We start from the raw sequence: 26,377 nt of genomic DNA on the forward strand, positions 1-26,377 counted from the left end.
GTGCACGCGCCCGTCCACACCTCCCGGCGCCCCTGCCTCGCCCCGCCCCGGCGGCTCGCGAGCGGGCGCCCGTGCGCCCACGGCACGGCCTTCCTCGGCCAGGGCGCCTCGATCTCCTCGCGCTAGAGCGCAGGACCGAGGCGCGCCCCACCCGCACCGAAGCACCGCAGGACCGCCCGCTCGTCGCGCCGCCGCTCGAGGCCGCGCGCGGGCATTCACCGCTGGACACGCCCGGGCCAGGCCCGGACCGAGCGACTGGAGGAACCATGAGCCGCGACCGCATCTACGTCAGCGAGACCGATCACGAGCGCCTGCGGGCGCTGGTGGAGCAGCACCAGGAGGGCCGCGACGCGGCCGCGGCGGAGCGGCTCGACGCCGAGCTCGACCGCGCCGTGCGCGTGCCGGACGGCCAGGTGCCGCCGGACGTCGTCGCCATGAACTCGCGCGTGGTCTACGAGGACGGCGCGACCGGCCGCCTGCGCGAGGTCACGCTCGTCTACCCGACCGCCGCGGACCTGCGGGAGGGCCGGCTGTCGGTGCTCGCGCCGGTGGGCGCGGCGCTGCTCGGGCTGTCCACCGGCCAGTCCATCTCCTGGACGCTGCCGGACGGGCGCGAGGTCGAGCTGCGCGTGCGCTCGGTGCAGCAGCCCCCGGCCGCCCCGGCCGCGAGCGCGGCGGTGTGAGCCCGCCGCGTCCGCTCAGCCGGCCTGCCCCGGGCCGGCCGGGGGCGGCGCGGCGGCCAGCGCCGGCCCGGGCTCCGGCTCCGTCACCTCGAGGTGGACCTCGTCGAAGCTCGCGGTCGCGCCCAGCGTCAGCGCCGGGAGCATGGTGTTGAGGAGCGCGTACGGGATGATCCCTCCGACCAGCCAGGGCGGGACGCCCTCGAAGCGCTCGATCACGATCTCGGCCAGCACCAGCGAGAACACGAGCGTGGGCACGAGCGCCGTCGCCACCCGCCGCGCCTGGCCCAGGTGCTCGCGGAGCGCGAGCTTCCGGTGCACCGCCACCAGGCCCACGCGCAGCGGGATCATGGCGGCCAGGTAGACGACGCCGGTGGCCAGGGAGGACAGGGTGAGCAGCTCCGGGTGCAGGTGCGCGCCGGCGCTGAAGAAGTAGAACGGCGCGAAGAACGACGCGAACACCTCGACCGCGTGCAGCAGGCGGTCGGACGAGAACGCGGGGAGCCGCTCGCGGAAGCGGCGCGCCGCCACGCCGACCAGGAACGCGCCCACCAGGTAGTACACGCCCAGCTTGCGGGTGGCGAACGCCGCCATCACCGCCAGCATCACCAGGAACGCGAACTCGGAGCGCGGCGCCCAGGGCGCGATCGCCACCGCGAACGCGCGCATCACCAGGGGGATGAGCACCACCACCGCGAGCAGCGCCGCGCTGGCGCCGGCGAAGCGCGCCGCCGAGGTGGACTGGAGCACCGCGAACAGCACCGCCAGCGCGAGCAGCTCGGTGGCGACCGCCTTGGTGCGCGTCCAGAAGCGCTGGTCGGCGTCGAGGCCGAAGGACTGCAGCGAGTCGAGGATGAAGCCGGTCGAGGGCGTCACCAGCGCGAGCGCGACCAGCGTGGCCGGCCGCCAGTCCACGCCGGTGGCTGCGGCGATGGCCCAGGCCACGCCCGCGAGCAGGAGCGCCTGGATGACGAGGTGCTGCGCGACCAGCGCGGCGCCGCGGCGGAGGTCCTTCGCGTCCACGTCCAGCCCGGCGAACAGGAACAGCCCGGTGATGCCCAGCGTGGCGAGCAGCGCCAGGGTGGGATCGCCGGTGAAGAGGCCGGCGCGGGCCGCCGCCAGCCCGAGCAGGAGGCTGGTGATGGCGCCGGGGATCCGGAAGCGCTGCAGCGCCTTGGGGATGACGAACAGCGCGAACAGCAGGGCGATGTAGGCGAGCTCGGAGGACACGGTCCGCAACATCGCAGCAGGCCGCCCGGCGGGCAACCCGCGATCGCGCGACGCCGGGGCGTCAGGCGTGCTCGGTGAGGAGCGCGTCCAGGCGCTGCACGAACTGGCCGCGCGAGATCACCTCGTCCACCCCGGCCGCGCGGGCGGCGCCCGCCAGCTCGACCTCCACGTGGCCGAGGAAGCCGATGATCCGGACCGGCAGCCCGGCCGCGCGGGTGGCCCGCACCTCGTCGAGCACGCCGGGCTCGGAGAGGTCCGCGAGGATCGTGCCCTGGCCCAGGTCGCGCGCGGCCTCGGACAGGCGGCCACCGCGCGGGGCGAAGCGGAGGGCGACGCCGAGCCGCTCGCCGGCGGCGTGGATCTTGGAGCGGAAGACGAGGTCGCGGACGGAGACGAGGAGGGGCATGGGGGCGGATGTACCGGCGCGGGCGCGTCGGCGCCGCGCCCGGCGGGGCGCTGCGCGCTATCGAGGCTTCGGGATCCCGGCCTCGATGCGCGCCGCCTCCTGCGGCGCCAGCAGGCGGGCCAGCTCCAGCTCCAGGTCCACGTCGCGGGAGGGCTTCCCGCGGCCGTGCTCGGTCTGGTCCTCGACCAGCCGGGTCAGCCGCACCTGCACGCCCCCCTCGCCCGGCGAGGCCTCGGCGTGCACGCGGGTCTGGTCCTTCCGCCACCCGGTGTCGAGCTTGCGCCGTCCGGCCTTGTCGATCTCGGTGGGGCGGGCGGGCGTGAACAGGTTCACCACCAGCCCCTGGATCCCCTCGCGCGGATCCTCCTCGTCGGCGAGCGGGAACTCGTTCTGCATGAGCAGCCGGCGCACGTCGCCCCAGATCTCCTCCGCCGGCTGCGGGTACCGGAGCCGGTCGAGCTCGGCCTCCAGGTACCGGGTGCGCGCGCGCTGGGCGGCCACGGAGGCGCAGCCGGACAGCGTGAGGGCGAGCGCGGCGGTGGCGATCCAGGCGGTGCGGTTCATCGGCTCTCCTCGGGTCGAGACGGCCCGAGGACTCTACCTGATGCGGGAGCGGCGCGGTGGCCGCGCGCGCGGTCGCGCCAGGCGCCCAGCAGGACCGGTGCGACGAGCAGCGCGGCGACGATCGCGAGCGACAGGGCGGGCGGGACCTTCACCCAGTCCATCGCCAGCATCTTCACGCCCACGTACACCAGCACCGCCGAGAGCCCGGTCTTCAGCCCGGAGAAGCGCTCCACCATGCCGGCCAGCAGGAAGAACATCGAGCGCAGGCCGAGGATGGCGAAGATGTTCGAGGTGAACACGATGAACGGGTCGAGCGTCACCGCGAAGATCGCGGGGATGGAGTCCACCGCGAAGATGACGTCGGAGATCTCCACCAGCACCAGCGCGAGCAGGAGCGGCGTGGCGACGCGCCGGCCGTTCTCGATCGTGAGGAAGTGGGCCCCGCGCAGCTCGTGGGTGGAGGGGATGACCCGCCGCACCAGCCGCATCAGCCGGCCGCCGGTGGGATCGGGCGCCTCGTTGCGGCCGAGGAACAGCTTCACGCCGGTCGCGACCAGCAGCGCGCCGAACAGGTAGATGGTCCAGTGGAAGCGGGCCAGCAGGGCGGTGCCGGCGAAGATCATCCCGGCGCGCAGGACGAGCGCGGAGAGGATGCCCCAGAACAGCACCCGGTGCTGGTAGAGCGGCGGCACGCCCAGCGCCGAGAAGATGATGACGAAGACGAAGATGTTGTCGACGGCGAGCGACTTCTCGATGAGGTAGCCGGTGAGGAACTCGAGGCCGCGGTCTGCCCCGAACTGCCACCACACCAGCGCGTTGAAGGTGAGCGCCAGCGCCACCCACACCACGCTCCAGCCGAGCGCCTCGCGCACGCGGATGACGTGCGCCTTCCGATGGAACACGCCCAGGTCGAGCGCCAGCATCAGCGCGACGAAGGCGAGGAAGCCGATCCACAGGGCGGGTGAGCCGATCGATTCGACCAAGACGTACCTCCGAGAGCGTTCCCGGCGGATCTACGGTCCCGGCCATCCCTTAGACCATGACAAAATGACGCGTCGGAGCATTCAGAAAACCTGCGTCCGGGTGCGCGCAGACCGGGGCGGGCGCGGCCGCAGGAACGCCAGGTCGCGCGCGATGCGCTATGACGGCAGCATGACCTCGCTCCGCCGTGCCGCCCGCTGGTGCCTCCCCGCCCTCGCGCTCGCCGCTGCGCCGGCCGTGCGCGCCCAGGGCGAGCCGGCCGCCGACGCGCCGTTCCCCCTCACGCTGGACGTGGGCGAGGTGAAGCCGCTCTGTCCGACCGGCACGGTGCAGTGCCCGCCCCGCGCGATCCTCTGCGACGATCCGAAGGTGGCGGTGGGCGCGGACTCGCCGGAGGGCGGCGCGCTGCGCGGCGTCGGCCCGGGCACCACCACCTGCTCGGCCGCGGGCGGCTCGCCGCTCGGCGCGCGCCGCGTGTACCGGGTGACGGTGGTCGCCCCCGGCGACGGCGGCGCGCGCGGCGGCGGCCGCTAGCCCTGCTGCGGGGGCGCGTCCGCACCGTGAGTACTCCAGGCGAGCGGAGCGAGCCCGCCGGGGCGCCGCCGCGTCAGCGGCGAAGTCGCCCGCGGCGGCGCAGGGGACCCGGCGAGCAGGGTGGGGCCCCGCGGAGCTCTGCTCCGTGGGGCGGGGCGCAGCCCCGTCAGGACTTCCCGTGCTCCAGCCATCCGCCGCCGAGGGCGCGGTACAGGCCGATGGAGTTCGAGAAGCGGGTGAGCCGGGTCTGGATGAGCTGCTGCTGCGCGCCGTACAGGTCGCGCTGCGCGGTGAGCACGTTCAGGTAGCTGTCCACGCCCTTGCGGTAGCGCAGCTCGGAGATGTCGTAGCGCCGCTGCTCCGCCTGGACGCGCCGGGTCTGGGCCTCGAGCTGCTCGTCGAGGCGCCCGCGCGCCACCAGCGCGTCGGCCACCTCGCGGAACGCCACCTGGATCGCCTTCTCGTAGCTCGCGATCTCGATCTGCTTGCGGACGTTCGCCGCGTCGAGGTTCGCCTTGTTGCGGCCGCCGGTGAAGATGGGCAGGTCGATGCGCGGCGAGAACGCCCAGGTGCCCGAGCCGGCGGTGAACAGGTTGGACAGCTCGGTCGAGGCGGTGCCCACCGAGGCGGTGAGCGAGATGGAGGGGAAGAACGCCGCGCGCGCCGCGCCGATGCTGGCGTTCGCCGCCTTGAGCTGATGCTCGGCCGAGAGGATGTCGGGACGGCGCTGCAGCAGGTCGGACGGCAGCCCCGCCGGCAGCTCCGCCACGGGAGGCTGCGACTCGAGCGGCGCCGTCGGCAGGTCCTTCGGCAGCGGTCCGCCGGCGAGCAGCACCAGCGCGTTCTCGGCCTGCGCGAGCTGCTGCTGGTAGGCGGACAGGTTCACCCGCGCGGTCTCGACCTGCGCCTCGGCGGTGCGGAAGTCGAGCTCGGAGGTGCGGCCGGCCTCGAAGGTGCGCTTCGCGAGGTCGTACGACTGCTGCACGGTCTGCAGCGTCTGCTCCGCGAGCGCCACCTGCGACTGCAGCGCGCGCGAGGCGAGGTACTGGACCGCCACCTCGGAGACGAGCGCCAGGTGCGCGCTGCGGTGGGCCTCCTCGGTCGAGAGGTACTGCTCGAGCGCCTGGTTCCGCAGGCTGCGGACGCGGCCGAACAGGTCGATCTCGAACGACGTGAGGCCCACGCCGGCCGAGAAGGTGTTCCCGACGGAGGGCTCGCCGGTGAAGCTGAGGTCCTTCGCCGTGCGCGCGCGGCTGCCGCTCCCGGTCGCGCCGACCGTGGGCAGCAGGTACGAGCGCTGGATGCCGTACTGCGCACGGGCCAGCTCCACGTTGAGCGCGGCGACGCGGAGGTCGCGGTTCTCGCGGAGCGCCTGGTCGATCACGGCCTGGAGGCCGGGATCCTGGAACACGTCGCGCCAGCCCAGGTCGGAAGCGGCGGGGCCGGTCGCCGCGCCGGCGCCGGCGGGGAACTCGGCGGCCACGGGCGCGGCGGGGCGCTGGTACCGGGGCGCGAGCGTGCACCCGGAGACGGCGAGGGCGGAGGCGGCGACGAGCGTCGCGAGGCCAGGGCTACGCATGGGCGATCTCCTTCGGCGCGGCCTCGTCCTCGTCGTCGCGCGGTCCGGCCACCAGGTCGGGCGGCGGCGTCTTCCGCTTGCCGGCGATCTTCACGAAGAACACCGGCACGAGCAGGATGGCGAGGAAGGTGGCCGAGACCATGCCGCCGATCACCGCCACGCCGATGGCGTTCTGCCCGGCCGCGCCGGCCCCGTTCGCGATCGCGAGCGGGAGCACGCCGAGGATGAAGGCGAGCGAGGTCATGATGATGGGGCGGAGGCGCATGCGGGCCGCCTCCACGGCGGCGTCGAACAGGCTCATGCCCTGCTCGTACAGGGCCCTCGCGAACTCGACGATGAGGATGGCGTTCTTGGCGGAGAGGCCGATGGTGGTGAGCAGGCCGACCTGAAAGTAGACGCCGGCGTCCATGCTCGCGAGCTCGGTGAACAGCACCGCGCCGAGCACGCCGAGCGGCACCACCAGCATCACCGAGAACGGGATGGACCAGCTCTCGTAGAGCGCCGCCAGCGCGAGGAACACCACCAGCAGCGAGATGGTGTAGAGCGCCGGGGCGTTCGCGCCCGAGAGCCGCTCCTCGTACGAGAGGCCCGACCACTCCAGGCCGATGCCGGCCGGGAGCGCCTTGACGTGCTCCTCCATGGCGGCCATGGCCTCGCCCGAGCTGTGGCCCGGGGACGGCTCGCCCTGGATCACCATGGCCGGGGAGCCGTTGAAGCGCTCGAGCTTGGTGGGGCCGTGCACCCAGGTGCCGGTGGAGAACGCCGAGAACGGGACCATCTGCCCGGCGGCGTTGCGCACGTACCAGCGGTTCAGGTCCTCCGGCTTCATGCGGAACGGCGCGGCGGCCTGCACGTACACGCGCTTGGTGCGCCCCTTGTCCACGAAGTCGTCGACGTAGTTGACGCCCCAGGTGCTGGACAGGGTGGCGTTGATGTCGGAGAGCGAGAGCCCGAGGGCCGCGGCCTTCTGCTGGTCCACGTCGATGCGGTACTGCGGCGTGTCCTCCAGGCCGAGCGGGCGGACCTTGGCGAGGCGCGGATCCTGCGCGGCCATGCCGAGGAGCTGGTTGCGGGCCGCCATGAGCGCCTCGTGGCCGAGGTTGCCGCGGTCCTGGAGCTGCAGCTCGAAGCCGGTGGCGTTGCCGAGCTCGGGCACCGCCGGCGGCACGAACGCGAACGCGAGGCCGTCCTTGATCTGCGAGAACGCCCGCATGGCGCGCCCGGCGATGGCGGGCGCGTGCTGCTCCTTCTTCGGGCGCTCGGACCAGTCCTTCAGGCGCACGAACGCGAGGCCGGCGTTCTGGCCGCGGCCGGAGAAGCTGAAGCCGGTGATGGCCATCACCGCCTCGACGTTGTCCTTCTCGTCCTCGAGGTAGTGCCGCGTCACCTCCTGCATCACCGTGCGGGTCCGGTCCATGGTGGCGCCGGCGGGCAGCTGCACCATGTTGATGATGGAGCCCTGGTCCTCCTCCGGGAGGAAGCCGGTGGGCAGGTGCAGGAACAGCCCGCCCAGCGCCGCGAGCAGCACGGCGTAGACGATCAGGGCGCGACCGGCGCGGCGCAGGATCCAGCCCACCGACTTCTCGTAGATCCCGCTGCCCTGCCCGTAGAGCCGGTTGAACCAGCCGAAGAACCCCTTCTCCGAGGCGTGGTGCCCCTTCTCGACGGGCTTCAGGATCGTGGCGCACAGCGCGGGCGTGAGCGTCAGCGCGACCACCACCGACAGCGCCATGGCCGAGACCACGGTGATGGAGAACTGCCGGTAGATGACGCCCACCGAGCCGCCGAAGAACGCCATGGGGACGAACACCGCGGCGAGCACCAGCGCGATGCCGACGAGCGCGCCGGTGATCTGGCCCATCGACTTGCGGGTGGCCTCGCGCGGCGAGAGCCCCTCCTCGCTCATCACGCGCTCGACGTTCTCGACCACCACGATGGCGTCGTCCACCAGCAGCCCGATGGCGAGCACCAGGCCCAGCATGGTCAGCGTGTTCACGGTGAAGCCGGCCGCCGCCAGCACGCCGAACGTGCCGAGCAGCACCACCGGCACCGCGATGGTCGGGATGAGCGTGGCGCGGAAGTTCTGCAGGAACAGGAACATCACCAGGAACACGAGGATGATGGCCTCGGCGAGGGTCTTCACCACCTCCTCGATCGAGATCCGCACGAACGGCGTGGAATCGACCGGATAGACGACCTTCATCCCCGGCGGGAAGTACTGCGACAGCTCGGTGAGCTTGGCGCGCACCAGGTCGGCGGTCTTCAGCGCGTTCGCGCCCGAGGCGAGCCGGATGCCCATGCCGCCGGCGGGCTTGCCGTTGTAGTAGCTCTCGAGCTCGTAGGTCTCGCCGCCCAGGTTCGCGGTGCCGACGTCGCGCAGCCGCACCTGCGAGCCGTCGGGGTTGACGCGCAGGAGGATGTTCAGGAACTGCTCGGGCGTCTGGAGCCGGGTCTGCGAGGTGACCGTGGCGTTGAGCTGCTGGCCGGGCACGGCCGGGGCCGCGCCGAGGGAGCCGGTGGACACCTGCGCGTTCTGCGCCCGGAGGGCGCCGCTCACGTCGAGCGGGGTGAGCTTGAAGCTGGCGAGCTTGTCGGCGTCGAGCCAGATGCGCATGGCGTACTGGGTGCCGAACGCGGTCACCTCGCCGACGCCGGTCACACGGCTGATCGGGTCGACGATGTTCGAGAACGCGTAGTCGTTCAGGTCGTCGCGCGTCATGCTGCCGTCCTCGGAGATGAGGCCGGCGATGAGCAGGTAGTTGCTGACGGTCTTCAGGACGCGCACGCCCTGCTGCTGCACCTGCTGCGGCAGCAGCGGCATGGCGTTCTGCAGCTTGTTCTGCACCTGCATCTGCGCGATGTCCGGATCGGCCTCGGCCTCGAACGTGAGCGTGACGCTCGCGTTGCCGGAGCTGTCGCTCGCGGCGGACATGTACCGGAGGTGGTCGATGCCGGTCATCTTCTGCTCGATGACCTGGGTGACCGAGTTCTCCAGCGTCTGCGCGTTCGCGCCCGGGTAGGTCGCGTACACCGTGACGACCGGCGGCGCGATGGCGGGGTACTGCGAGACCGGCAGGCCCAGGATGGCGAGCCCACCGGCCAGCATGATCATGATCGAGATCACCCACGCGAAGATGGGCCTATCGATGAAGAACCTGGCCACGACGACTCCTCGACTGAAAAAAGGGAAGGGGTGCGCGGGCGGCCGGCTCGGGTCCGGCCGCGCGCGCGGTCACGCTGTCGGGCGCCTCAGCGGGCCGCGCCCGCCGGGGCCTGCTGGCCCGGGGTCGCGGCGTTCGCCTGCTTCGCGCCGCCGGCCGGGACCGGGTTGACGGGGGCGCCCGGGCGCACCTTCTGGAGGCCCTCGACGATCACCTGCTCGCCGGGCTTCACGCCGGAGGTCACGAGCCACGCGTCGCCGATGACGCGCTCGGTGACCAGGTTGCGCAGCTCGACCTTGCCGCCGGCGACGATCAGCGCCGTGGGCTCGCCCTTGTTGTTGCGGGCGACGGCGCGCTGGGGGACGAGAAGCGCCGCCGGGTTCACGCCCTCGGCCAGGCGCGCCCGCACGTAGGTGCCGGGGAGCAGCTCGGCGCGCGGGTTCGGGAAGATCGCGCGCAGCGCCACCGAGCCAGTGCCGGGATCCACGGTGACGTCGGCGAACTGCAGCGTGCCGGGGAGGCCGTACTCGCGGCCATCCTCGGTGGTGAGCGCGACCTTCGCCTTGCCGGCGCCGGCGGACTGGAGCTTGCCGGCCTCGAGATCGCGCCGCATCCGGAGCAGCTCGGCGCTGGACTGCGTCACGTCCACGTAGACCGGGTCGAGCTGCTGCACGGTCGCGAGCAGCGTGGCCTGCGCGGCCTGGACGTAGGCGCCCTCGGTGACCCCCGAGCGGCCGATCCGGCCGCTCACCGGCGAGGTGACGGTGGTGTAGCCGAGGTTGATGCGGGCGGCGTCCACCGCGGCCTTGCCGGCGGCGACGTCGGCCTCGGCCTTCTTCAGCGCGGCGACGGCGTCCTCGTGCTCCTGCCGGCTCACCGCGTTCGCGGCGACGAGCTCGGTGTAGCGCTCGGAGGTGAGCTTGGCCGACGCGAGCGTCGCGTCGGCGCGGGCGAGCTGCGCCCGCGCGCTGTCGAGCGCGGCCTGGTAGGGCGCCGGATCGATCTTGAACAGCGGCTGGCCCTGCTTCACGTCGCTGCCCTCGGTGAACAGGCGCTTCAGCACGATGCCGTTCACGCGGGCGCGGACCTCGGCGACCTTGAACGCGGAGACGCGGCCGGGGAGCTCGGTGGTGAGCGTCACCGCCTGCGGGGAGACGGTGATCACGCCGACCTCGACCGGGCCGGGGGGGCGCGCCTCCGGCTTCTTGCCGCAGCCGGCGGCCACGAGCGCGAGCGCGGCGAGCGCGAGCGCGCGCTTGCCGAAAAGGAGGCCGTGAGCGCGCCGCGTGGCGGCGCGAGGGGAGCGGAGGGAGGGGTTCATCTCGATTCCTTTGAGGCCCGGGGAACGGTTCCGTGAGCCCGGGAGGGCGGTACTGATAGCCATGCGGCCGGACGGGGTCAACACTAAACCGTTCAGTTCATCAGGCGGTCGGAACCTACGCGAACGTGGGTTGACAGTCAAGACTGAACCGTTTAGTTCATCTGACATGGCTGAAAATCAGCTCCAGAGACCCCCCGATTGGTGCGTTGGCAAGCGCCAGCAGATCCTTGATGGGGCGCGCAAGGTGTTCCAGGAGCACGGGTACGAGCGGGCCAGCGTGGACGTGATCGCCGCCCGAAGCGGTGTCTCCAAGGCCACCCTCTACAACCATTTCCACGACAAGAGCGCGCTGTTCGTCGCCTGCTTCGAACAGGGCTCGAACCAGATGCAGGCCGACCTCGAGGCGCTGTTCGCCGAGACGAGCGACGACCTCGAGTCGGCCCTCCAGGCCGCGGGGGAGCGCCTGCTCGGGAAGTTCCTCTCCAGCGAGGCGGTGGCGCTGTACCGGAGCGCGCTCGACGGGTTCCGCCTGCCCGACATCGGGAAGATGCTGTACGAGCGCGGCCCGCGGGTCACGCACGAGCTCATCGCCGCGGCGCTCTCGCGCTGGGCGGCGCGCGGCCTGCTGCGGCTCGACGATCCGTACTACGCGGCGGTGCAGTTCGTGAACCTGTGCCACGGCGACGTGATGATGCGCCTGCACCTGGGCGTGCTGCAGGAGGCCTCGCCGGACGACGTCCGTGCCACGGTGCGCCGCGCGGTGCAGACGTTCCTGCGCGCCTTCCGCCCGTGAGCGGGCCCGCGCGTGGCGCGACCTCCGGGACGTTGACGCAGCTCCGCGTCCGCACGTAGAGAGCAGGGCGGCGCCCGCCGGACGCGCTCCCGCGCCCGGCCGGTCCGCCGGAGGCGCCCATGACGCCCGCGCGATCGCCACGCCGCACCCCGCTCGCCCTCCTCGCCGCGATCGCCCTGGCCGCGCTCGCCTGCGGCGGCGGCTCCACCCCTCCGCCGCCGGTCGACGTCTCGCCGGTGCCCGCCGCCGATCCCGGCAGCGCGCTCCCCGACGGCTGGGAGCGCGGCCCGTTCGCCGAGATCTACGTCCGCGGCTACCAGGACTCCGACGGCGACGGCGTCGGCGACCTGCGCGGGCTGGCGAGCCGGCTCGACCACCTCGCCGACCTCGGCGTCCGCGGGATCTGGCTCATGCCGGTCACCGCCAGCCAGGACCACGATCACGGCTACGCGGTCGCCGACTACCGCGGCGTCGAGCCCGGCTACGGCACGCTCGAGGACCTCGACGCGCTCGTCGCGGCCGCCCACGCGCGCGGCATCGGCGTGATCCTCGACTACGTGATGAACCACAGCGCGGCCACCAACCCGCTGTTCCTCAACTCCGCGGACGACAAGTCGAACCCTTACCGCGGCTGGTACGTGTGGAGGTCGTCGCAGCCGTCGGGCTGGTCGGTGTACGGCGGCAACCCGTGGCGCCAGTCCGGCACCGGCTGGTACTACGCGCCGTTCGCCACGAACATGCCGGACTTCGACCTCGCGAACCCGGCGGTGGCCGCGTACCACGCCGACAGCCAGCGCTTCTGGCTGAACCGCGGCGTCGACGGGTTCCGGTTCGACGCGGTGGGCATGCTGTACGAGAACGGACCCGGCGCCTGGAACGACCAGCCCGAGAACTACGTCCGGATGGCGGAGGTGCGGGCGCTGCTCGACGGCTACGAGCGGCGCTTCATGGTGTGCGAGGGGCCGGACGACCCGGCCGGCTTCACCGCCGCCTGCGGCAGCGCGTTCGCGTTCGGCCTCCAGTCCGACGTGATGGGCGCGGCGCGCGGGGACGCCGCCGCGGTGGCCCGGGTGGCGGCGTACTTCGAGGACCCGGCCCGCCTCGCCGCGTCCACCCTGCTCTCCAACCACGACGCCTTCGCCGGCCAGCGCCCCTGGGATCAGCTCGGCGGCGACGAGGCGCGCTACCGCCTCGCGGCCGCGACGTACCTGCTGCTCCCCGGGATCCCGTTCGTCTACTACGGCGAGGAGATCGGCATGGGCGGCGCCGCCTCGCTCTCCGGCGACTGGCGGCTGCGCACGCCCATGAGCTGGACCGGCGACGCGCGCACCGCCGGGTTCACCACCGGCAAGCCGTTCCGCGCGCTCTCCTCGAACGCGGCCACGCACAACGTGGAGGCGGAGCAGGGCCGCGCCGGCTCGCTGCTCGAGTTCTACCGCGAGGTCATCGCGCTCCGCCGCGCGGTGCCGGCGCTCGACCGCGGCGGCTACGAGGGCGCGCGCGCGTCCGGCGCGACGCTCTCGTTCCGCCGCACGCTGGGGACCTCGCACGCGCTCGTGCTGCTCAACTACGACGTCGTCCCGCTCACGCTCCCCGTGACCGGCCTCCCGCCCGGCGCCGCGCTCGCGCCGCGCCTGCCCGCCACCGCGCCCGCGGTCACGGCCGACGCGGCCGGCGCGGCCTCGTTCGACCTGCCCGCTCTCTCGGTCCGCGTCTACACCTGGGACGGCTGAGCTAGAACTCGCCCGCGATCCCGCCCGGCGACGGCATCAGGCGCACGTGGGCGATCGGGTGCCAGTGGAGCAGCGGCACCAGGATCCCCACCGCCGTGCCCCACCCCGCGCCGGCGAGCACGTCGGTCGCCCAGTGGCGATCGGCCGCCAGCCGCAGGTAACCCACCGCGCTCGCCGCCGCGGCGCCGCCGCCGACGATCCACGGCGCCGCCGGCGCGTCGCGCAGGGTGGCGATCGTGCCCGCCGCGGCCACCGCCGCGAACGCGGTGGCGGTGTGGCCCGACCAGAAGGAGAGGCGCGAGTCGAGCGCGTGCACGGGCCCGCTGCCGTCCCAGGCGTCCGGCCGGATCCGGTCGGTGCCGACCTTCACGAGCTCGGTGCCGAGCGTCGCGATCGAGACCGCCTCCGCGACCAGCAGCGCGTCCTCCGCCGCGCGCCGGGGCGCCCCCGCCGCGAGGTCGGGGACCGCCAGCGCAGCGGTCGCGCCGAGCGGCACGCCCACGCCGAGCAGGTCGGAGGCGGTCGCGGCGCGCGAGGCGGTCTTCCAGGCGAGGGTCCGGTGCGCCCACGCGTCGAGGCGGCCCGGGCTGCACCAGCGGCAGGAGACGGGGAGCAGGTCGCGCTCGAGCAGGCGCACGCCCAGCGCCGCGGCGAACGCGGCGGCCGTCACCGCGCCGTCGGCCGCGACGTTCACCTGGAGGTCGGCCGGCGCGGGCCGCGCCGGGGCCGGGACGGCGGCGAGCGCGAGCGCCGCGGCGAGCGCGGAAGGGACGAGCAGGGGGTGGCGTCTCACGTCGCGGACCTCCCGGTGGCCGCGCCGAGCCAGCGGAGCAGCGCCGCGTTCACCTGCTCCGGCGCCTCGTTCTGCACGAAGTGGCCCGCGCCCTCGATCGGCACGATCTCCGGCGCGTTGCCGGGCGCGAGGTACGGCGCGAGCTTCGCCCGCGCGATCGTCTCCACGCCCAGGAAGCGATCCTCCACGCCCCACAGGATGAGCGTGGGCGCGGAGATCGGCCGGGGACGCGGCCCGCGCGATCGCCGGCCGCGGAAGGCCGCCCGGTAGTAGCCGAGCGCCGCGCGCGCGGCGCCGGGCTGGAGGAACGCGCGGCGGTAGGGCTCCAGCTCCTCGGCGGGCCAGGCGCTGCGCACGTACGATCCGCCGCGGAGCGCGCGCGCCACGCCGGCCGCGCGGTCGCGGGTGAGCAGCCACTCCGGCAGGAGCGGCACCTGGAACAGGAGCATGTACGACGAGCGGAGGAGCTGGCGGCGGTTGCGGCGCAGCTCGCGCGCGAACGCGCTCGGGTGCGGCGCGTTCAGGACGACGAGCCGCGAGACCACCTCCGGATGCCGGCCCGCCACCGCCCAGGCCACCGCGCCGCCCCAGTCGTGCCCGATCACCACCGCGCGCTCGCGCCCCAGCGCCCGGACCAGCCCGGCCGCGTCCGCCGCCAGCGTGGCGAGGTCGAACGGCCCGCGCTTCTCGGTGCCGCCGTAGCCGCGGAGGTCCGGCGCCACCGCGCGCCAGCCGGCGGCGGCGAGCGCAGGGAGCTGGTGCCGCCAGGAGCGGGCCAGCTCGGGGAAGCCGTGCAGGAGCAGCGCGAGCGGACCGTCGCCCGGGCCGTCGGCGAGCGCGGCGAAGCGGAGGCCGTTGGCCTGGAGCGCGAGCGTGTCCACCGACCCAGCGTAGCGTCCGCGCGCGCACGCCGCCCGCGACTCGTGGCGAACCTCCCCGACGCGGGTATGCCCCGTCGGTGGCGCTGGCGACGCGGTGATGCGGGACTGCCGCACGCGCACGGGGGCGGTGACACTTCCGCGCATGCCGGCCTCGCCTCCAGGCGCACGGGCCGCGCTCAAGGGAGAAGACCAGATGAGAACGCTCACGTGCCTCGCGGCGCTGTTGCCCGCGCTCGCCGCCGCCGACACCAGCCCGCTGCTCCTCGCGGGCGCCCAGATCGACGCCACCGGCACCACCGCCGTCCAGACGCAGCCGATGCCGAAGGGCTGGTTCAGCACGCGCAACGTGCTCGACCGGACCAAGACGTCGCTCGTCACCCGCCTCGCGGCGGGCGCCACCACCTGCTCCGCCGACCAGGGCGTGGTGGCGACGCTGAGCAGCGTCACCGCCGGCAACTTCACGGAGGTGCTGAACCCTCAGGACCGGACGGTGCGGTACGTCTGGGACACCGTCACCGACCTGTCGCCCTTCCAGAACCGCTGGCACTACTACACCGGGTGTGACGGCGTGCAGGTGGTGCTCGGGTGCCCGGAGGCCATCCCGGTCACCTTCACCATCGAGGCGTTCGCGAAGTCGGGCACCTGCCAGACGTACGTGAACGACCTCGGCCAGACGGTGTGCGCCGCGGACCAGGCCGTCGCGATGCTCCCCGCGGTGCAGGAGGCGGATCAGGTCGCCACCGGCTGCGTGGAGGAGGGCGGGGACCCGAGCTGCGGGATCGGCCCGTGCGAGAGCGCCTGCACGCAGTCCTGCGACGCCGCGTTCCCGGTGGGCCGCGGCGCCGACAAGGGCAACGTGGCCCTGCTGAAGGCGTGCAAGGAGGCCTGCCCCTGCACGTGCAAGTACGAGCGGCCGGCGCGGTGCCCGCAGCCGCAGAACTGCGAGTGAGCGAGGTCGCGAGGTGGACGGGGTCGCCGGCGGCCTCCGACGCGGGCGACCCCGCCGGGCGGCCGTCCCCGAGCCGCCGCGCGGGCCGGCTTGCGGCCGGTGCGCGATCCGCCCTACACCTCTCCCGTGCCGCCCGACCCCGAGCCGACGACCGCCGCGACCCGCGCCGCCCCGGCCCGCCGGCTGCTGCTCCTCGCGCTCGGCTGGACGGCGTTCGCCCTGGGCGCGATCGGGCTGCTGCTCCCCATCGTCCCCACCACGCCGTTCATGCTGGTGGCGCTCTGGGCGTTCTCCGCCAGCTCCGAGCGCTTCCACCGCTGGCTGTACACGCACCGGCTCTTCGGGCCGCCGCTGCAGAAGTGGCAGCGGGATCGCGCCATCCCGGTCTGGGTGAAGGCGATCGCGCTCGGGAGCATGGCGGTGAGCCTCGCCTGGCTGGCGTTCGTGGTGCGGCCGCCGCGCTACGCGCTCCTCGCCGCCGCGGCCCTCGTCGCCTGCGGCGCCGCGTTCGTCCTGCGCATCCCGAGCCGCCCCCGGCAGCCGGTGCGGGAGCCGTGATGGCGCGCCGGCGGCGCGCGCCGCTCGCGCTCCTCGGGGCAGCGGCCCTGCTGGCCGCCTGCGGCGGCGATCGCGGGCACCGCGGGGACGGCGCGCGCCCGCCGGCCGTCACCGGGGGATGCGGCGCCGGCTGCCCCGAGGGCCAGGCCTGCGTGGACGTGCCCGGCGACGCCTGCACCTGGCCGTCCGACGCGGGCTGCCCGGGTGCCTGCGTCGTGCCGGTGTCCTGCGGCGGCTTCGCGGCGATCCGGTGCCCGGACGGCCGGGCCTGCGTGGACGACCCGCGCGACGACTGCGCCCCGCCGCGCGGCGCGGACTGCGGCGGCCTGTGCGCACCGGCACCCGCCGCGGGCGCGCGCTGAGCGGGGCTTCGGTCTATCCTCCCGACCGTGAAGGACCTCCCCCTGAACGCGCTCCGCGCCTTCGCGCTCGTGTTCGCGCACCGCGGCGTGCGCCCCGCCGCGCGCGAGCTCGGCGTGGCCCACTCGTCGCTGAGCCGGCACATGGCCGAGCTGGAGGCCTGGGCCGGCACCCCGCTTACCCGCGGCCCCGGCGGGCGGGCCGGGCTCTCGTTCACGCCGCAGGGCGAGGCGCTCGGCCAGGCGGCGCTCGCCGCGCTCCGCGAGCTGGAGCGGGCCGCTGCCGCGGTGCGGGAGGCGCGCTCGGAGCGCTCGGTGGTGATCTCGACCACCGCCTCGTTCGCGAGCCGCTGGCTCCTGCCGCGGCTCCCGGCGCTGGAGGCGCGCCACCCGGACCTGGAGGTCTCGGTGCTGGTGGACCCGCGGCCGGTGGACCTCGGGACCGCGGGCGCCGGGGAGGTGGACCTCGCGATCCGGCTGGGGCGCGGCCCCTGGCGCGACCTGGACTGCCAGCCGCTGCTCGACGAGGTGCTGTACCCGGTGATGAGCCCGGCCGCCTGGCGCGCGGCGGGCTCGCCGCGCCGGCCGCCGGCGCTGGCGCGGCTGCGGCTCCTGCACGACCGCGATCCGGGCGCGACCTGGGAGCTGTGGCGACGCGCCCATGGGCCCGCCTCGCTGGACGTCCGGCGCGGCCCGCGCCTCGCCTCGACCGACCTCGTGCTCCGCGCCGCGGCGCAGGGGCAGGGGGTGGCGCTGGCGCGGCACCGGCTCGCCGCGGACGACCTGGCGGCCGGCCTGCTGGTCCGGCCCTTCGAGCGGTCGGTGGCGCTCGGCCCCGCCTACTGGCTGGTGCTCCCGCCGCACGCGCGCGGCCGCGCCGCCACCGCGGGGGTGGTGGCCTGGCTGGAGCAGGAGGCCCGCGCCTGCGGGCCGCTCCCGGCCTGAACGGTCTCGTCCCGAGACCGAACCTCGCGCCCGTCCGACCGGCCCGCGCCGCAGATCCCCGGCATGGAGGGCGCCGGCATGGAGACGTGGATCGCGACCGCAGGGCTGGTGGCCGTCGGGGTGTTCACCCCCGGGCCGAGCAACTTCGTGGTGATGCACCGGGCCGCCGCGGCCGGGCTCCGGGGCGCCGCCCCGGCCATCGCGGCGGTCCTGCTCGGGCTCGTCGCCCTGCTCGGGCTCGCGGCCGCGGGCGGAGGCGCGCTGCTCGCGGCGGCCCCGGCGCTGGGGCGCGTGCTGCAGGCGGGCGGCGCGGTCTACCTGGCGTGGGGCGGCGTGGCGCTCGTGGTGGAGAGCTTCCGGCGCGGACCGGCCGAGGGCGGCGCGGCCGGCGGCGCGCTGCCGCAGCGGCCGGCGGCGGTGTTCCTGTTCCAGTTCACGAACCCGAAGGCCTGGGCCATGGTGCTCACCGCGGCGTCGGCCTGCGGCGGCGGCGGCGCGGGCGCGGCGTTCCTCCGGCTCGTGCCGCTGTTCACCGCGCTGTCGCTCGCCGGGCTCCTCACCTGGGCGGTGCTCGGGTCGGCGCTGGAGCGCGCCATGCGCGTGCCGCGCTGGCGGCGCCGGATCGACCGCGCCATGGGCGCGCTGCTCGCCGCCTCGGCCGCCCTGCTGCTCGCGGGCGCCTGAGCGAGAGCAGCCTCCGCCTCTTACACCCCAGCACGAGGTTCCATCGCATGCAGCCGATCGTCGGAATCGTGGGCGGGCTCGGTCCCGAGGGGACCGTCCACTACTACCGGAAGCTCACCGCCCTGCTCGCCGGGCTGCCCCTCGACCTGGGCCGGCCGGGCATCGTCGTGGACCACGTCTGGATCGACCGGTTCTCGGGGCTGCTCCGCGCGGGAGCGGACCCGGAGGCGCTGGAGCTGTTGCTGGGCTCGCTCCGGCGGCTCGAGCGCGCCGGCGCCACCCTGGCGCTCTTCGCGGCGGTGACGCCGCACCGGTTCCTGCCGGCGCTCCGGCCTCGCTCGCCCCTGCCCATCGCCGACCTGGTGGGCGCGACCTGCGAGGACGTGCGCGCCGCCGGCCACCGCGTGGTCGGGCTCGTCGGCACGCGCTTCACCGTTTCCGAGCCGTTCTTCCGCGACGCGCTCGAGGCGGCCGGCGTGCGGGTGGTGGTCCCGGACGAGGCCGGGACCGACTACCTGGACGCGCTCATCTTCGGGCCGCTCGCGCGCGGCGAGAAGACGCCGACGATGAAGGGCGAGCTCGCCGCGATCGTGGGCCGCATGGCCAGGCGGGAGCCGCTCGACGCGCTGGTCGTCGCCTGCACCGATCTCATGGACCTCATGGGGACCGAGGTCCCGCTCCTCGATCCGATCGACAGCCACCTGCGCCTGGCGCTCCGGATGCTCGCGGCGTCCGGAGCGCGGGCGCAGTGACGGCTCACATGGGCGGCAGCGCCGCCATGCGCCGCTGCATCTCCTCCGGCGAGACGTCCTCCTTGTGCGTGCCGACGTGCCAGAGGTGGCCGAACGGATCCACGATCGAGCCCATCCGGTCGCCGTAGAACTTGTCCTCCACGGCGCCCTTCACGGTGGCGCCCGCGGCGACCGCGCGGGCCACGGTGGCGTCCGCGTCGGGCACGTACACGACGAGGCCGACCGCCGTGCCGCCGATGGACTTGGGGCCGAGCGCGCCCATCTCCGGGTGCTCGTCCGCCAGCATGAGGCGCGCGTCGCCGATCTTCAGCTCGGCATGGCCGACGCGCCCCTCCGGCCCGGGCATGCGCATGAGCTCGACCGCGCCGAAGACCTTCGCGTAGAAGTCGATGGCGCGGGCGGCGTCCTTCATGACGAGGTACGGCGTGAGGGCCTGGTAGCCATCGGGGATGTGCTTCACGGCGGGCATCGGGTGCTCCTCGGCTCGGGTTCGCACGAGGAGTGTCACGCGGCACCGCCGGGATCGAGGCCCCGGGTGGGTGAACGGCCGTTCAGGGTACGGGCGGCGGCGGCGCCGCCCGGCGGCGCTGCCGCGCGGCCCAGAGCCGGGTCGCGAGCAGGCGCGCCACCATCCCGCACACCACCCCCCAGGCCGCCCCGGCGAGCACGTCGGTGGGCCAGTGCACGCCCACGTAGACCCGGCTCAGCGCCACCAGCACCGCCACGCCGAGCGCGGCGAGCCCGAGGCGCGGGCCGGCGGCGGCGGCCACCGTGGCCATGGCGAAGAAGTTCGCCGCGTGCAGGCTCGGCAGCGAGCCCACGTCGGCGGCGGGCGCCAGCCAGCGGAAGGTGCCGGGCGGCAGCGCGTAGCACGGGCGGCGGCGCGCGAGCAGCGGCCGGAGGAGCTGCGAGCCGAGGCCGTCGCTCATGGCGATGGCGGCGCCGAGCGCTGCCACCAGGCGCAGCCGCGCCGGGCCGCGGACCGCGCGCGCGATGAGCACCGCCAGCAGGATCGCCCACGCCGCGCCGAAGGGCTTCGACGACAGCACCACCATGAGGCCGTCGAGGATGGGGCCGCCGTCGGCGTTGAGCGCGCGGAACAGCCAGGCCTCGCCGGCGGTGTGGAGGTCGTGGGTGATCGCTGCGAGCACGGGGTCCCCGGGGAGCGTGGGCCTGCGGCCCTCCTCTTACCCTGTTTCGCGCGGCTCGGGGGCGGGCCGCTACACGCGCGGGCGCGCCCGCAGCTCCGGGGCCGGTCGGGGGGCCCGCTCGGTCAGGTCGCCGCCCGTTGCCGCGGTCGCCTCCACCAGCCGGTCCACGCCCTCCAGCGCCGCGCGCGCGCAGTCCGCCTGCGGCCCGGTCACCGGGTAGCTGCCGCGCCGGCCCCGGTGCGCCTCGAGCAGCTCGAGCAGCGCGGCCCGCCCGGCCGTGCCGGGCGCGTGCGCGGTCCAGGTCGGCGCGACGTAGCGCTGCATCACGTCGAGCAGCGAGCGGAAGCGGATCCAGCGGTGGTCCTCCCAGCGGAACCGGTCGCGCAGCCGCTCGCCGGCGGCGGCGCCGCGCGCGGCGAGCCGCTCGATCACCTCCGGCGGCATCTCGAGGTTCAGCCCGCCCTCGTCCGCGGCGTGCGACACGTGCACGATGCGGTCGCGGTAGCCCGGCGCGGCGAGCTGCATCTCGTCCACCCAGGTCTGCATGGTGGTCACCACCGCGGCCAGGAACCGGAGCGGCGCGGCGCGCCCCTCGCCCAGGCGGTGCCAGCGCTGCGCGATGCCCGAGGCGTTGTTCGCGGGGAGCCAGGCGCCGAGCGGGTGATCGGGGTGCTGCTCGCGCAGGTCGATCGCGAACGTGGGGCGGGTGGGCAGGGCGGCGTCGAAGAAGTGGATGGGGATGTTCGAGCAGATCCCGCCGTCGGAGAACCAGGCCCGCTCCAGCTCCGGCGCGGCGCGCCGCCGCTGGTTCCGCTTGCGCGTCCAGTCCACGCCGTACAGCGGCACCGCCCCGAGGAGCAGCGGGAAGCTGAGGCTCATGCGCGCGAGCACCACCACCGGCAGGCCGGGCCCGCGAGGGAACAGCACCATCGACGGATCGTGGGCGGGGAGCCGCACGCGCCGGCCGTCGGTGCGCGCCCGGCGCTCCGCCTCCTCGGCGCGCCCGGCCTCCACCAGCCGGTCGACCACCTCGGCCGGGAACAGCGCCCGGAACTCCATCTCGCGGAAGAAGAACACCGGGTCGTCGGGGTGGAGCGGCAGGCGGAACGGGCGCTGGTGCGTGACGCTGGTGGTGGTGACCTCGAGGCGCAGGCCGTGGCGCTCGAGGTCGCCGAGCGTGAGCACCTCGCGCGTGCCCGCCAGCCGCTGGATGAGCCCGTGCAGCCACGGGGTGAGCGGCGGCGGCCGGTCTCCGCCGGGCGGCGCGAAGCCGCTGCACACGCCCAGGCCGTTGCCGGCGATGGCGCCGAGCGCCGACGCGGCCGACGCCGCCACCGCGCCGAGCGCGGCCAGCACCAGCACCGCGGCGGCCGAGAGCGCCAGCGCCATCGCGGCGGCGGCGCCCTCCTGCCGCGCCGCGAGCGCGCCCACCGCGCCGGCGAGCAGGAGCCCGGCGAGCGCCACCCAGCACCCGGGCGCCGCGAGGACGAGCGGCGCGAGCGCGCGCGCCACCTTGCCGGCCGCGCTCCGGCCGCGCGCGGCGCCGAGCAGCGCCTCCAGCACGGGCCGGGTGCGGCGCGACGGCTGGAACAGCGAGACGAGCCGGGAGCGGCCGTCCGGGAGCCGCTCGCCCAGGCTGGCCGGGAGCGCCGCCAGGCCGGCGAAGCCGGCGCCGTCCGCGGTCGCGCCGGTCTGGCGGCCGTACTCGGCCGCCACCGCCGCGGCGGCCGCGATGGCGCCTGCGGACGAGCCGCCCACCGAGCGGAAGCGGTACCGGCGCGCCAGCTCCACCAGCGCGAGCGGGTACACGACGCCGCTGGTGATGCCGCCCTTCATCACCAGGTCGCACTCCAGGAGCCCCTGGGCCTCGGTCGTTCCGGTCTGCATGCGGTGCCCTCGCGGCTGGTCCGGCGAGGCCACTTTGCCATCCGTGAGGGGCTTGTCGAGCGGGCGACCGCGAGGCGCGGGTCCGCCGTCCGCGGGCGCCGCCCCGCGCGAGCCCGGCGCGCCGCCGCGCCCGCGCACATGTGCGGGGCCGGAGGCGCTCCGATGACCCGAGTTTCCGCCGCGGCCGCCTGGCCCGACCTGCCGCTCGCCCCGTGGGACGGCACCCGCCACGCGCTGCACATGTGGACCCAGATCATGGGTAAGACGCTGCTGGCGCTCGCCCCGCCGTGGAACCACTGGTGGCACACCGCGCTGCGCGTCTCCGCCCGCGGCCTGGCCAGCCCGGTCCCGATCGCCACGCCCGACGGGTGGCTGGACCTCGAGCTCGATCTCGTGGACCACGTGCTGGCGATGCGGACCGAGCGGCGCACCGCCGCCATCCCGCTCGGGCCGCGCTCGGTGCACGCGTTCCACGACGAGTACCGGGCGCTGCTCGACGCGCTCGGCGTCCGGGCCCGCCTCTCGACGGTGCCGTGCGAGGTGCCGGATCCGATCCCGTTCGACCGGGACGACGCGCCGCGGCCGTACGACGCCGAGGCTGCGAACCGCTTCTGGCGGGTGCTCCGGCGCTGCGCGGCCGCGCTGGAGTCGCTCTGCGACGGGTTCCTCGGCAAGCAGAGCCCGGTGCACTTCTTCTGGGGAAGCTTCGACCTCGCGGCGACGCGCTTCTCCGGGCGGCGCGCGCCCGAGCGGCCGGGCGCGGACGCGGTGACGCGCGAGGCGTACTCGCACGAGGTGATCTCGTTCGGCTTCTGGCCGGGCGGCCCCGCCGCCTCCGGGGTCCGCGTGGAGGAGCCGGTGCTCTACGCCTACGCGGCGCCGGAGCCGGCGGGCTTCCGCGACGCGGACCTGGGCGTCGCGGGCGCGCGCTACGACGCGCGCCTGGGCGAGTTCCTGCTCCCCTACGCGGCGGCCCGCGCCGCGCCGGATCCGGCGGCCGAGATCCGGGCGTTCTGCGAGGCGGCCTACCGCGCCGGCGCGAGCCTGGGCGGCTGGGATCGCGCCGCGCTGGAGCGCACCGCCGGCGCCGCCGCGCCCGGCCCGTGACCGCCCCTCGCCGCGCCTGCGCCGCCCCGCCTCGCCCGGCCGCCGGATGGTGTAGAACGGACGGCCCGGCACGGAGGCGAACATGGACGTGGTCACCCGGCAGATCCGCAGCGAGATGGAGGGCGCCTCCTGGATCCGGCGCATGTTCGACGCCGGCCTGGAGCTGAAGCAGCGCATCGGCGCGGACCAGGTGTTCGACTTCAGCCTGGGCAACCCGGACGTCCCGCCGCCGGCCGCGGCCGCCGCCGCGCTGCGCGACCTCGCCGGGAAGGTCACCGCGCCCATGGGGCTCGGCTACTGCCCGAACGCCGGGCTGCCCTCGGTGCGCGCCGCGCTGGCGCGCCGGCTCGCGGCCGAGCAGCAGGCGCCGGTCGAGGCGCGCCACCTGGTGCTCACCTGCGGCGCCGCCGGCGGGCTGGTCACGTTCTTCCGCGCGGTGCTGGAGCCGGGCGACGAGGTGCTCTGCTTCGCGCCGTACTTCGTGGAGTACGGCGCCTACGCCGGCCACTTCGGCGGCGTGCTCCGGGCGGTGCCGTCGATCGTCCCGGACTTCACGCCCGACCTCGCCGCGCTCGAGGCGGCCATCGGCCCGCGCACGCGCGTCGTGCTGGTCAACTCGCCCAACAACCCGACCGGCCGCATCTACGACGCCGCCACGATGCAGGCGCTCGGGGCGCTGCTCTCGCGCGTCAACCAGGGGCGCGAGCGGCCGGTGTTCCTCGTCTCCGACGAGCCGTACCGCCGGCTCGCCTACGGCGGCGCGGCGGTGCCGGCGATCCTCCCGCTCACCCCGTTCTCGCTGGTGGTGGGCTCGTTCTCGAAGAGCCTGTCGCTCGCCGGCGAGCGCGTGGGTTACCTGCTGGTGAACCCCGCCATGCCCGACGCGCAGGTGCTGGTGGACGCGCTCACGCTCACGAACCGCACGCTCGGCTTCGTGAACGCGCCGGTGGTGGGGCAGCGGCTGGTGGAGGCGCTGGTGGACGAGAGCGTGGACGTGGGCGTCTACGACCGCCGCCGCCGGGCCATGGCCGAGGCGCTCACCGGGGCCGGGATCCCGTTCCACCTGCCCGAGGGCGCGTTCTACTTCTTCCCCGAGGTGCCGGGCGGCGACGACCAGGCGTTCGTGCGGCTCCTGCTCGAGGAGAACATCCTGGCCGTGCCCGGGCGCGGCTTCGGGATGCCCGGGTACATGCGCCTCACCTTCTGCGTGGACGAGCAGGTGATCCGTCGCGCGGCCCCGGGCTTCGCGCGGGCTGCCCGGAAGGCGCGCGGCGGCTAGTCCCCGGCGGGCGCCTCCGAGGTCCAGCCCTCGGAGATCCAGCCGCGGTGCGCGTGCCGGAGCAGCGCCGCGTGCTGCCGGCGCGCCGCGAGCAGCCGCGCGTCCTCGGCGAACGTGGTCGGGTAGACCGCGAGGGCGTCGCGCGGGCGCATCTCCCGGTCCACGTTCACGAACGTGAACAGGCACGAGTTGGAGAGCGCGCGCACGGTCCGGTCGCGGCTGCGCCGCTCGATGCTGGCCTCGACCGACACGAAGCTGCCGGCGGTGTGCACCACGCGGCAGGAGAAGTGGAGCGTGTCCCCGAGGCGCACCGGATGGAAGAAGTTCACCCGGTTCACGGCGGCGAGCACCGGCCGCTCCGGCGCCGCGTGCTCGGCGCAGATCGAGGACAGCTCGTAGGCGCGCCGCATCACGTAGCCGCCGAAGATCTTCCGCGGCACGTTCTCCTGCTCCGGGAACATCCGCTCCCAGGCGTCGGTCGCGAGCTCGGCCGCGAGCAGCCCCGTGAAGCCGGGCACGTCCTGCGCGCGGTGGAGCCCGCGGAGCAGCTCGAACTCCGCGCGGTCGGGCGGCTCGTCCGACGCGGCCAGGTGGCGCCGGTACTCGTCGCGCCGCTCCAGCGCCCGCCGCTCCCGGTGGCGCGCCCGCTCGTCGGGGTACTCGAGCGGCGGCAGCGGCACGCTGCGCGCCTCGTCGCCCTCGCCGAGCCGGGCCACCATGGTGAAGTAGCAGGACGCCACGTGGAGCGGCGGGTCGCCGGGCTGCGTGACCCGGATGCCCACCTCCATCGACGTCCGGCCCACGTGGTTCACGCGCGCGGACAGCTCGAGATCGCGCTCCACGTCGGGCGGGTGGCGCACGAGGATGTTGTCGACCGCGGCGGTGACCACCCGCGCCTGCGGGTGCGCGCTGCGCGCGTAGTCGAGCGCGGCCTCCTCGGCGAGCTTGTCGAGCGCCTCGAGCAGCAGGCCGAAGCGCAGGTTCCCCTGCAGCGGCTCGTCCACCACCATGAAGCGCCGGCGCAGCGCGAGGTCGCGGGAGAGCGGCAAGGTCAGCGTGCGATCGGTCTGGGCGGGCGTCATCGATCTCCGGTCCGGTCCGTCCCCTGGCGGCGACGGACTCGATGTTCTTAGCCTCGCGCTCCGCGGCGCGCCGCCGCACGCGCGCCGCGAACGCGCAAGACGATCCCACCGCGCGGGCGGCAAGCCCGCCCCACCGGCGCCGCGCCACCGGGCGGGACGCCCGTCGCGCTGCGCACCTCCGCGGCGGCGCCCCGGTTGCAGAGCAGGCCGCGCACACAACGTGACGGCCGGGCGCGCCCGGCCTCCAAGGAGAGCCCGATGAAGCGGATGCTGCTCGTGATGGCGCTCGCGGTCGCGATGGCGCCGGTGGCGAAGGCGCAGGAGCCCACCCCGGAGTCGGGCCTGATGGTCCGGCTGCGCGCGCTCTCCCTGCGCCCGGCCGACCGGTCCGACGCGATCCCCGCGCTCGGCGTCCCGAAGGACGCGATCACCGTGAGTGACAAGGTCATCCCGGAGGTCGATCTCTCCTGGTTCTTCAACCGCTACCTCGCGGCCGAGCTCATCCTGACCTACCCGCAGGAGCACGACGTGAAGCTGTCGGGCACGAAGATCGGCACGTTCAGCCACCTGCCCCCGACGCTCACCGTGCAGGGCCACCTGCCGCTCGGCCGGGTGAAGCCGTACCTCGGCGCCGGCGTGAACCTCACGCTCGTCACCGACACGAGCCTGAGCGTGCCCGGCGTGGGCAAGCTCGAGCTGGAGGACTACAGCTTCGGGCTCGCGGCCCAGGCGGGCCTGGACGTGCGGGTGACCGGCCGCTGGTACGTCAACGCGGACGTGAAGTACGTCACGATCCGGTCCGACGTGAAGGCGGGCGGGACGAAGGTGAGCGAGGTCCGCGTCGATCCGTGGCTGATCGGCGGCGGGGTCGGTTACCGGTTCTAGACGGGAGGCGACCCGGCCGCGCGCGTGACGTGCGCGTTCTTGCGCGGGCCCTGCGCCAACCTGCGCGTTCAGCCGGCGCGCGC

General features: G+C 75.0%; 26 protein-coding genes. 13 read left to right on the top strand and 13 right to left on the bottom strand.

Going from position 1 to position 26,377, the window contains the following annotated elements:
- Positions 1–266 precede the first annotated feature (266 nt).
- A complete protein-coding gene (gene rnk / locus A2CP1_RS02680) occupies positions 267–683 on the top strand; it encodes a nucleoside diphosphate kinase regulator (protein WP_012631944.1) in 417 nt (138 codons plus the stop codon).
- Positions 684–698: 15 nt separating this feature from the next.
- Here rnk and A2CP1_RS02685 read toward each other — a convergent pair whose 3' ends face one another.
- The 4 genes from A2CP1_RS02685 to A2CP1_RS02700 all read right to left on the bottom strand — a co-directional run bounded on the left by A2CP1_RS02685 (position 699) and on the right by A2CP1_RS02700 (position 3,863).
- Entirely contained in the window at positions 699–1,910 is a 1,212-nt protein-coding gene (locus A2CP1_RS02685; RefSeq protein ID WP_245529967.1) for a cation:proton antiporter, read from the bottom strand.
- 61 nt (positions 1,911–1,971) lie between these two features.
- Positions 1,972–2,316: a hypothetical protein gene (locus tag A2CP1_RS02690; protein ID WP_012631946.1), complete on the bottom strand. Its 345-nt coding sequence runs from the start codon at positions 2,314–2,316 to the stop codon at positions 1,972–1,974.
- Positions 2,317–2,373: 57 nt separating this feature from the next.
- The gene (locus A2CP1_RS02695) at positions 2,374–2,880 is read right to left on the bottom strand and encodes a hypothetical protein (protein ID WP_012631947.1); all 507 of its coding nucleotides are present in this window, start codon (positions 2,878–2,880) and stop codon (positions 2,374–2,376) included.
- Positions 2,877–3,863 (bottom strand): TerC family protein, encoded by a 987-nt coding sequence (locus tag A2CP1_RS02700; RefSeq protein WP_012631948.1) that lies wholly within the window; start codon positions 3,861–3,863, stop codon positions 2,877–2,879. Before A2CP1_RS02700 ends, A2CP1_RS02695 begins: the two co-directional genes overlap by 4 nt.
- Before the next feature lie 169 nt (positions 3,864–4,032).
- Between A2CP1_RS02700 and A2CP1_RS02705 the strand changes: the two genes are divergently transcribed.
- Positions 4,033–4,395, top strand: coding sequence for a hypothetical protein (locus A2CP1_RS02705; RefSeq protein WP_041450421.1), 363 nt, complete (start codon positions 4,033–4,035; stop codon positions 4,393–4,395).
- Between the two features lie 166 nt (positions 4,396–4,561).
- Here A2CP1_RS02705 and adeC read toward each other — a convergent pair whose 3' ends face one another.
- The 3 genes from adeC to A2CP1_RS02720 form a co-directional block, all read right to left on the bottom strand.
- A complete protein-coding gene (gene adeC / locus A2CP1_RS02710; RefSeq protein WP_012631950.1) occupies positions 4,562–5,974 on the bottom strand; it encodes an AdeC/AdeK/OprM family multidrug efflux complex outer membrane factor in 1,413 nt (470 codons plus the stop codon).
- Positions 5,967–9,137, bottom strand: coding sequence for an efflux RND transporter permease subunit (locus A2CP1_RS02715; RefSeq protein ID WP_012631951.1), 3,171 nt, complete (start codon positions 9,135–9,137; stop codon positions 5,967–5,969). Before A2CP1_RS02715 ends, adeC begins: the two co-directional genes overlap by 8 nt.
- Before the next feature lie 86 nt (positions 9,138–9,223).
- Positions 9,224–10,456, bottom strand: coding sequence for an efflux RND transporter periplasmic adaptor subunit (locus tag A2CP1_RS02720; RefSeq protein ID WP_012631952.1), 1,233 nt, complete (start codon positions 10,454–10,456; stop codon positions 9,224–9,226).
- Between the two features lie 166 nt (positions 10,457–10,622).
- Here A2CP1_RS02720 and A2CP1_RS02725 point away from each other — a divergent pair, with 166 nt between their 5' ends.
- The gene (locus A2CP1_RS02725) at positions 10,623–11,249 is read left to right on the top strand and encodes a TetR/AcrR family transcriptional regulator (RefSeq protein ID WP_012631953.1); all 627 of its coding nucleotides are present in this window, start codon (positions 10,623–10,625) and stop codon (positions 11,247–11,249) included.
- Positions 11,250–11,368: 119 nt separating this feature from the next.
- Positions 11,369–12,982, top strand: a complete 1,614-nt coding sequence (locus tag A2CP1_RS02730; protein ID WP_012631954.1) for an alpha-amylase family glycosyl hydrolase — start codon at positions 11,369–11,371, stop codon at positions 12,980–12,982.
- A gap of 1 nt (position 12,983) precedes the next feature.
- Here A2CP1_RS02730 and A2CP1_RS02735 read toward each other — a convergent pair whose 3' ends face one another.
- Together A2CP1_RS02735 and A2CP1_RS02740 are read right to left on the bottom strand one after the other, a co-directional pair.
- The gene (locus A2CP1_RS02735) at positions 12,984–13,775 is read right to left on the bottom strand and encodes a phosphatase PAP2 family protein (RefSeq protein WP_012631955.1); all 792 of its coding nucleotides are present in this window, start codon (positions 13,773–13,775) and stop codon (positions 12,984–12,986) included.
- Positions 13,772–14,656 (bottom strand): alpha/beta fold hydrolase, encoded by an 885-nt coding sequence (locus tag A2CP1_RS02740; RefSeq protein WP_012631956.1) that lies wholly within the window; start codon positions 14,654–14,656, stop codon positions 13,772–13,774. The genes A2CP1_RS02735 and A2CP1_RS02740 overlap by 4 nt, the downstream gene beginning before the upstream one ends.
- Before the next feature lie 193 nt (positions 14,657–14,849).
- Here A2CP1_RS02740 and A2CP1_RS02745 point away from each other — a divergent pair, with 193 nt between their 5' ends.
- The 6 genes from A2CP1_RS02745 (at position 14,850) to A2CP1_RS02770 (ending at position 18,903) form a co-directional block, all read left to right on the top strand.
- Entirely contained in the window at positions 14,850–15,605 is a 756-nt protein-coding gene (locus A2CP1_RS02745; RefSeq protein WP_012631957.1) for a hypothetical protein, read from the top strand.
- A 126-nt stretch (positions 15,606–15,731) separates the two neighbouring features.
- Positions 15,732–16,163 carry a YbaN family protein gene (locus tag A2CP1_RS02750; protein ID WP_150106313.1) on the top strand — a complete coding sequence of 144 codons (432 nt, stop codon included), beginning with the start codon at positions 15,732–15,734 and terminating at the stop codon, positions 16,161–16,163.
- Positions 16,163–16,525 (top strand): hypothetical protein, encoded by a 363-nt coding sequence (locus A2CP1_RS02755; protein ID WP_011419584.1) that lies wholly within the window; start codon positions 16,163–16,165, stop codon positions 16,523–16,525. The genes A2CP1_RS02750 and A2CP1_RS02755 overlap by 1 nt, the downstream gene beginning before the upstream one ends.
- A gap of 27 nt (positions 16,526–16,552) precedes the next feature.
- Complete coding sequence (locus A2CP1_RS02760) at positions 16,553–17,467, top strand: LysR substrate-binding domain-containing protein (protein WP_012631959.1); 915 nt, start codon at positions 16,553–16,555, stop codon at positions 17,465–17,467.
- Between the two features lie 78 nt (positions 17,468–17,545).
- The gene (locus tag A2CP1_RS02765) at positions 17,546–18,151 is read left to right on the top strand and encodes a LysE family transporter (RefSeq protein WP_012631960.1); all 606 of its coding nucleotides are present in this window, start codon (positions 17,546–17,548) and stop codon (positions 18,149–18,151) included.
- Positions 18,152–18,198: 47 nt separating this feature from the next.
- Positions 18,199–18,903 carry an aspartate/glutamate racemase family protein gene (locus A2CP1_RS02770; protein WP_012631961.1) on the top strand — a complete coding sequence of 235 codons (705 nt, stop codon included), beginning with the start codon at positions 18,199–18,201 and terminating at the stop codon, positions 18,901–18,903.
- 4 nt (positions 18,904–18,907) lie between these two features.
- Here A2CP1_RS02770 and A2CP1_RS02775 read toward each other — a convergent pair whose 3' ends face one another.
- The 3 genes from A2CP1_RS02775 to A2CP1_RS02785 form a co-directional block, all read right to left on the bottom strand.
- Positions 18,908–19,372, bottom strand: a complete 465-nt coding sequence (locus A2CP1_RS02775; protein WP_012631962.1) for a VOC family protein — start codon at positions 19,370–19,372, stop codon at positions 18,908–18,910.
- 82 nt (positions 19,373–19,454) lie between these two features.
- Positions 19,455–20,054, bottom strand: coding sequence for a phosphatase PAP2 family protein (locus A2CP1_RS02780; RefSeq protein ID WP_012631963.1), 600 nt, complete (start codon positions 20,052–20,054; stop codon positions 19,455–19,457).
- Positions 20,055–20,123: 69 nt separating this feature from the next.
- On the bottom strand, positions 20,124–21,941 hold the full coding sequence (locus A2CP1_RS02785; protein ID WP_012631964.1) for a patatin-like phospholipase domain-containing protein: 1,818 nt from the start codon (positions 21,939–21,941) through the stop codon (positions 20,124–20,126).
- A 162-nt stretch (positions 21,942–22,103) separates the two neighbouring features.
- On the opposite strand from A2CP1_RS02785, the gene A2CP1_RS02790 reads away from it, so the two are divergent.
- Positions 22,104–23,048, top strand: a complete 945-nt coding sequence (locus tag A2CP1_RS02790) for a DUF5996 family protein (protein ID WP_012631965.1) — start codon at positions 22,104–22,106, stop codon at positions 23,046–23,048.
- Between the two features lie 82 nt (positions 23,049–23,130).
- Positions 23,131–24,327: a pyridoxal phosphate-dependent aminotransferase gene (locus A2CP1_RS02795; protein WP_012631966.1), complete on the top strand. Its 1,197-nt coding sequence runs from the start codon at positions 23,131–23,133 to the stop codon at positions 24,325–24,327.
- On the opposite strand, the gene A2CP1_RS02800 is transcribed toward A2CP1_RS02795, so the two are convergent.
- Entirely contained in the window at positions 24,324–25,409 is a 1,086-nt protein-coding gene (locus tag A2CP1_RS02800; protein ID WP_012631967.1) for an acyl-CoA thioesterase, read from the bottom strand. The genes A2CP1_RS02795 and A2CP1_RS02800 overlap by 4 nt on opposite strands.
- A gap of 258 nt (positions 25,410–25,667) precedes the next feature.
- Between A2CP1_RS02800 and A2CP1_RS02805 the strand changes: the two genes are divergently transcribed.
- Entirely contained in the window at positions 25,668–26,294 is a 627-nt protein-coding gene (locus A2CP1_RS02805) for an OmpW/AlkL family protein (protein ID WP_012631968.1), read from the top strand.
- Positions 26,295–26,377: the final 83 nt, after the last annotated feature.

The organism is Anaeromyxobacter dehalogenans 2CP-1 (genome assembly GCF_000022145.1).
GTDB classification, from domain to species: Bacteria; Myxococcota; Myxococcia; order Myxococcales; family Anaeromyxobacteraceae; genus Anaeromyxobacter; species Anaeromyxobacter dehalogenans.

Excerpts from the sequence above, each read along its gene's own strand:
- rnk (WP_012631944.1), top strand. The coding sequence starts at position 267 with ATGAGCCGCGACCGCATCTACGTCAGCGAGACCGATCACGAGCGCCTG.
- A2CP1_RS02765 (WP_012631960.1), top strand. The coding sequence starts at position 17,546 with ATGGAGACGTGGATCGCGACCGCAGGGCTGGTGGCCGTCGGGGTGTTC.
- A2CP1_RS02800 (WP_012631967.1), bottom strand. The coding sequence starts at position 25,409 with ATGACGCCCGCCCAGACCGATCGCACGCTGACCTTGCCGCTCTCCCGC.
- A2CP1_RS02725 (WP_012631953.1), top strand. The coding sequence starts at position 10,623 with ATGGCTGAAAATCAGCTCCAGAGACCCCCCGATTGGTGCGTTGGCAAG.
- A2CP1_RS02720 (WP_012631952.1), bottom strand. The coding sequence starts at position 10,456 with ATGAACCCCTCCCTCCGCTCCCCTCGCGCCGCCACGCGGCGCGCTCAC.
- A2CP1_RS02775 (WP_012631962.1), bottom strand. The coding sequence starts at position 19,372 with ATGCCCGCCGTGAAGCACATCCCCGATGGCTACCAGGCCCTCACGCCG.
- A2CP1_RS02695 (WP_012631947.1), bottom strand. The coding sequence starts at position 2,880 with ATGAACCGCACCGCCTGGATCGCCACCGCCGCGCTCGCCCTCACGCTG.
- A2CP1_RS02755 (WP_011419584.1), top strand. The coding sequence starts at position 16,163 with ATGGCGCGCCGGCGGCGCGCGCCGCTCGCGCTCCTCGGGGCAGCGGCC.
- A2CP1_RS02790 (WP_012631965.1), top strand. The coding sequence starts at position 22,104 with ATGACCCGAGTTTCCGCCGCGGCCGCCTGGCCCGACCTGCCGCTCGCC.
- A2CP1_RS02705 (WP_041450421.1), top strand. The coding sequence starts at position 4,033 with ATGACCTCGCTCCGCCGTGCCGCCCGCTGGTGCCTCCCCGCCCTCGCG.
- A2CP1_RS02795 (WP_012631966.1), top strand. The coding sequence starts at position 23,131 with ATGGACGTGGTCACCCGGCAGATCCGCAGCGAGATGGAGGGCGCCTCC.
- A2CP1_RS02805 (WP_012631968.1), top strand. The coding sequence starts at position 25,668 with ATGAAGCGGATGCTGCTCGTGATGGCGCTCGCGGTCGCGATGGCGCCG.
- A2CP1_RS02745 (WP_012631957.1), top strand. The coding sequence starts at position 14,850 with ATGAGAACGCTCACGTGCCTCGCGGCGCTGTTGCCCGCGCTCGCCGCC.
- A2CP1_RS02730 (WP_012631954.1), top strand. The coding sequence starts at position 11,369 with ATGACGCCCGCGCGATCGCCACGCCGCACCCCGCTCGCCCTCCTCGCC.
- A2CP1_RS02770 (WP_012631961.1), top strand. The coding sequence starts at position 18,199 with ATGCAGCCGATCGTCGGAATCGTGGGCGGGCTCGGTCCCGAGGGGACC.
- A2CP1_RS02690 (WP_012631946.1), bottom strand. The coding sequence starts at position 2,316 with ATGCCCCTCCTCGTCTCCGTCCGCGACCTCGTCTTCCGCTCCAAGATC.
- adeC (WP_012631950.1), bottom strand. The coding sequence starts at position 5,974 with ATGCGTAGCCCTGGCCTCGCGACGCTCGTCGCCGCCTCCGCCCTCGCC.
- A2CP1_RS02785 (WP_012631964.1), bottom strand. The coding sequence starts at position 21,941 with ATGCAGACCGGAACGACCGAGGCCCAGGGGCTCCTGGAGTGCGACCTG.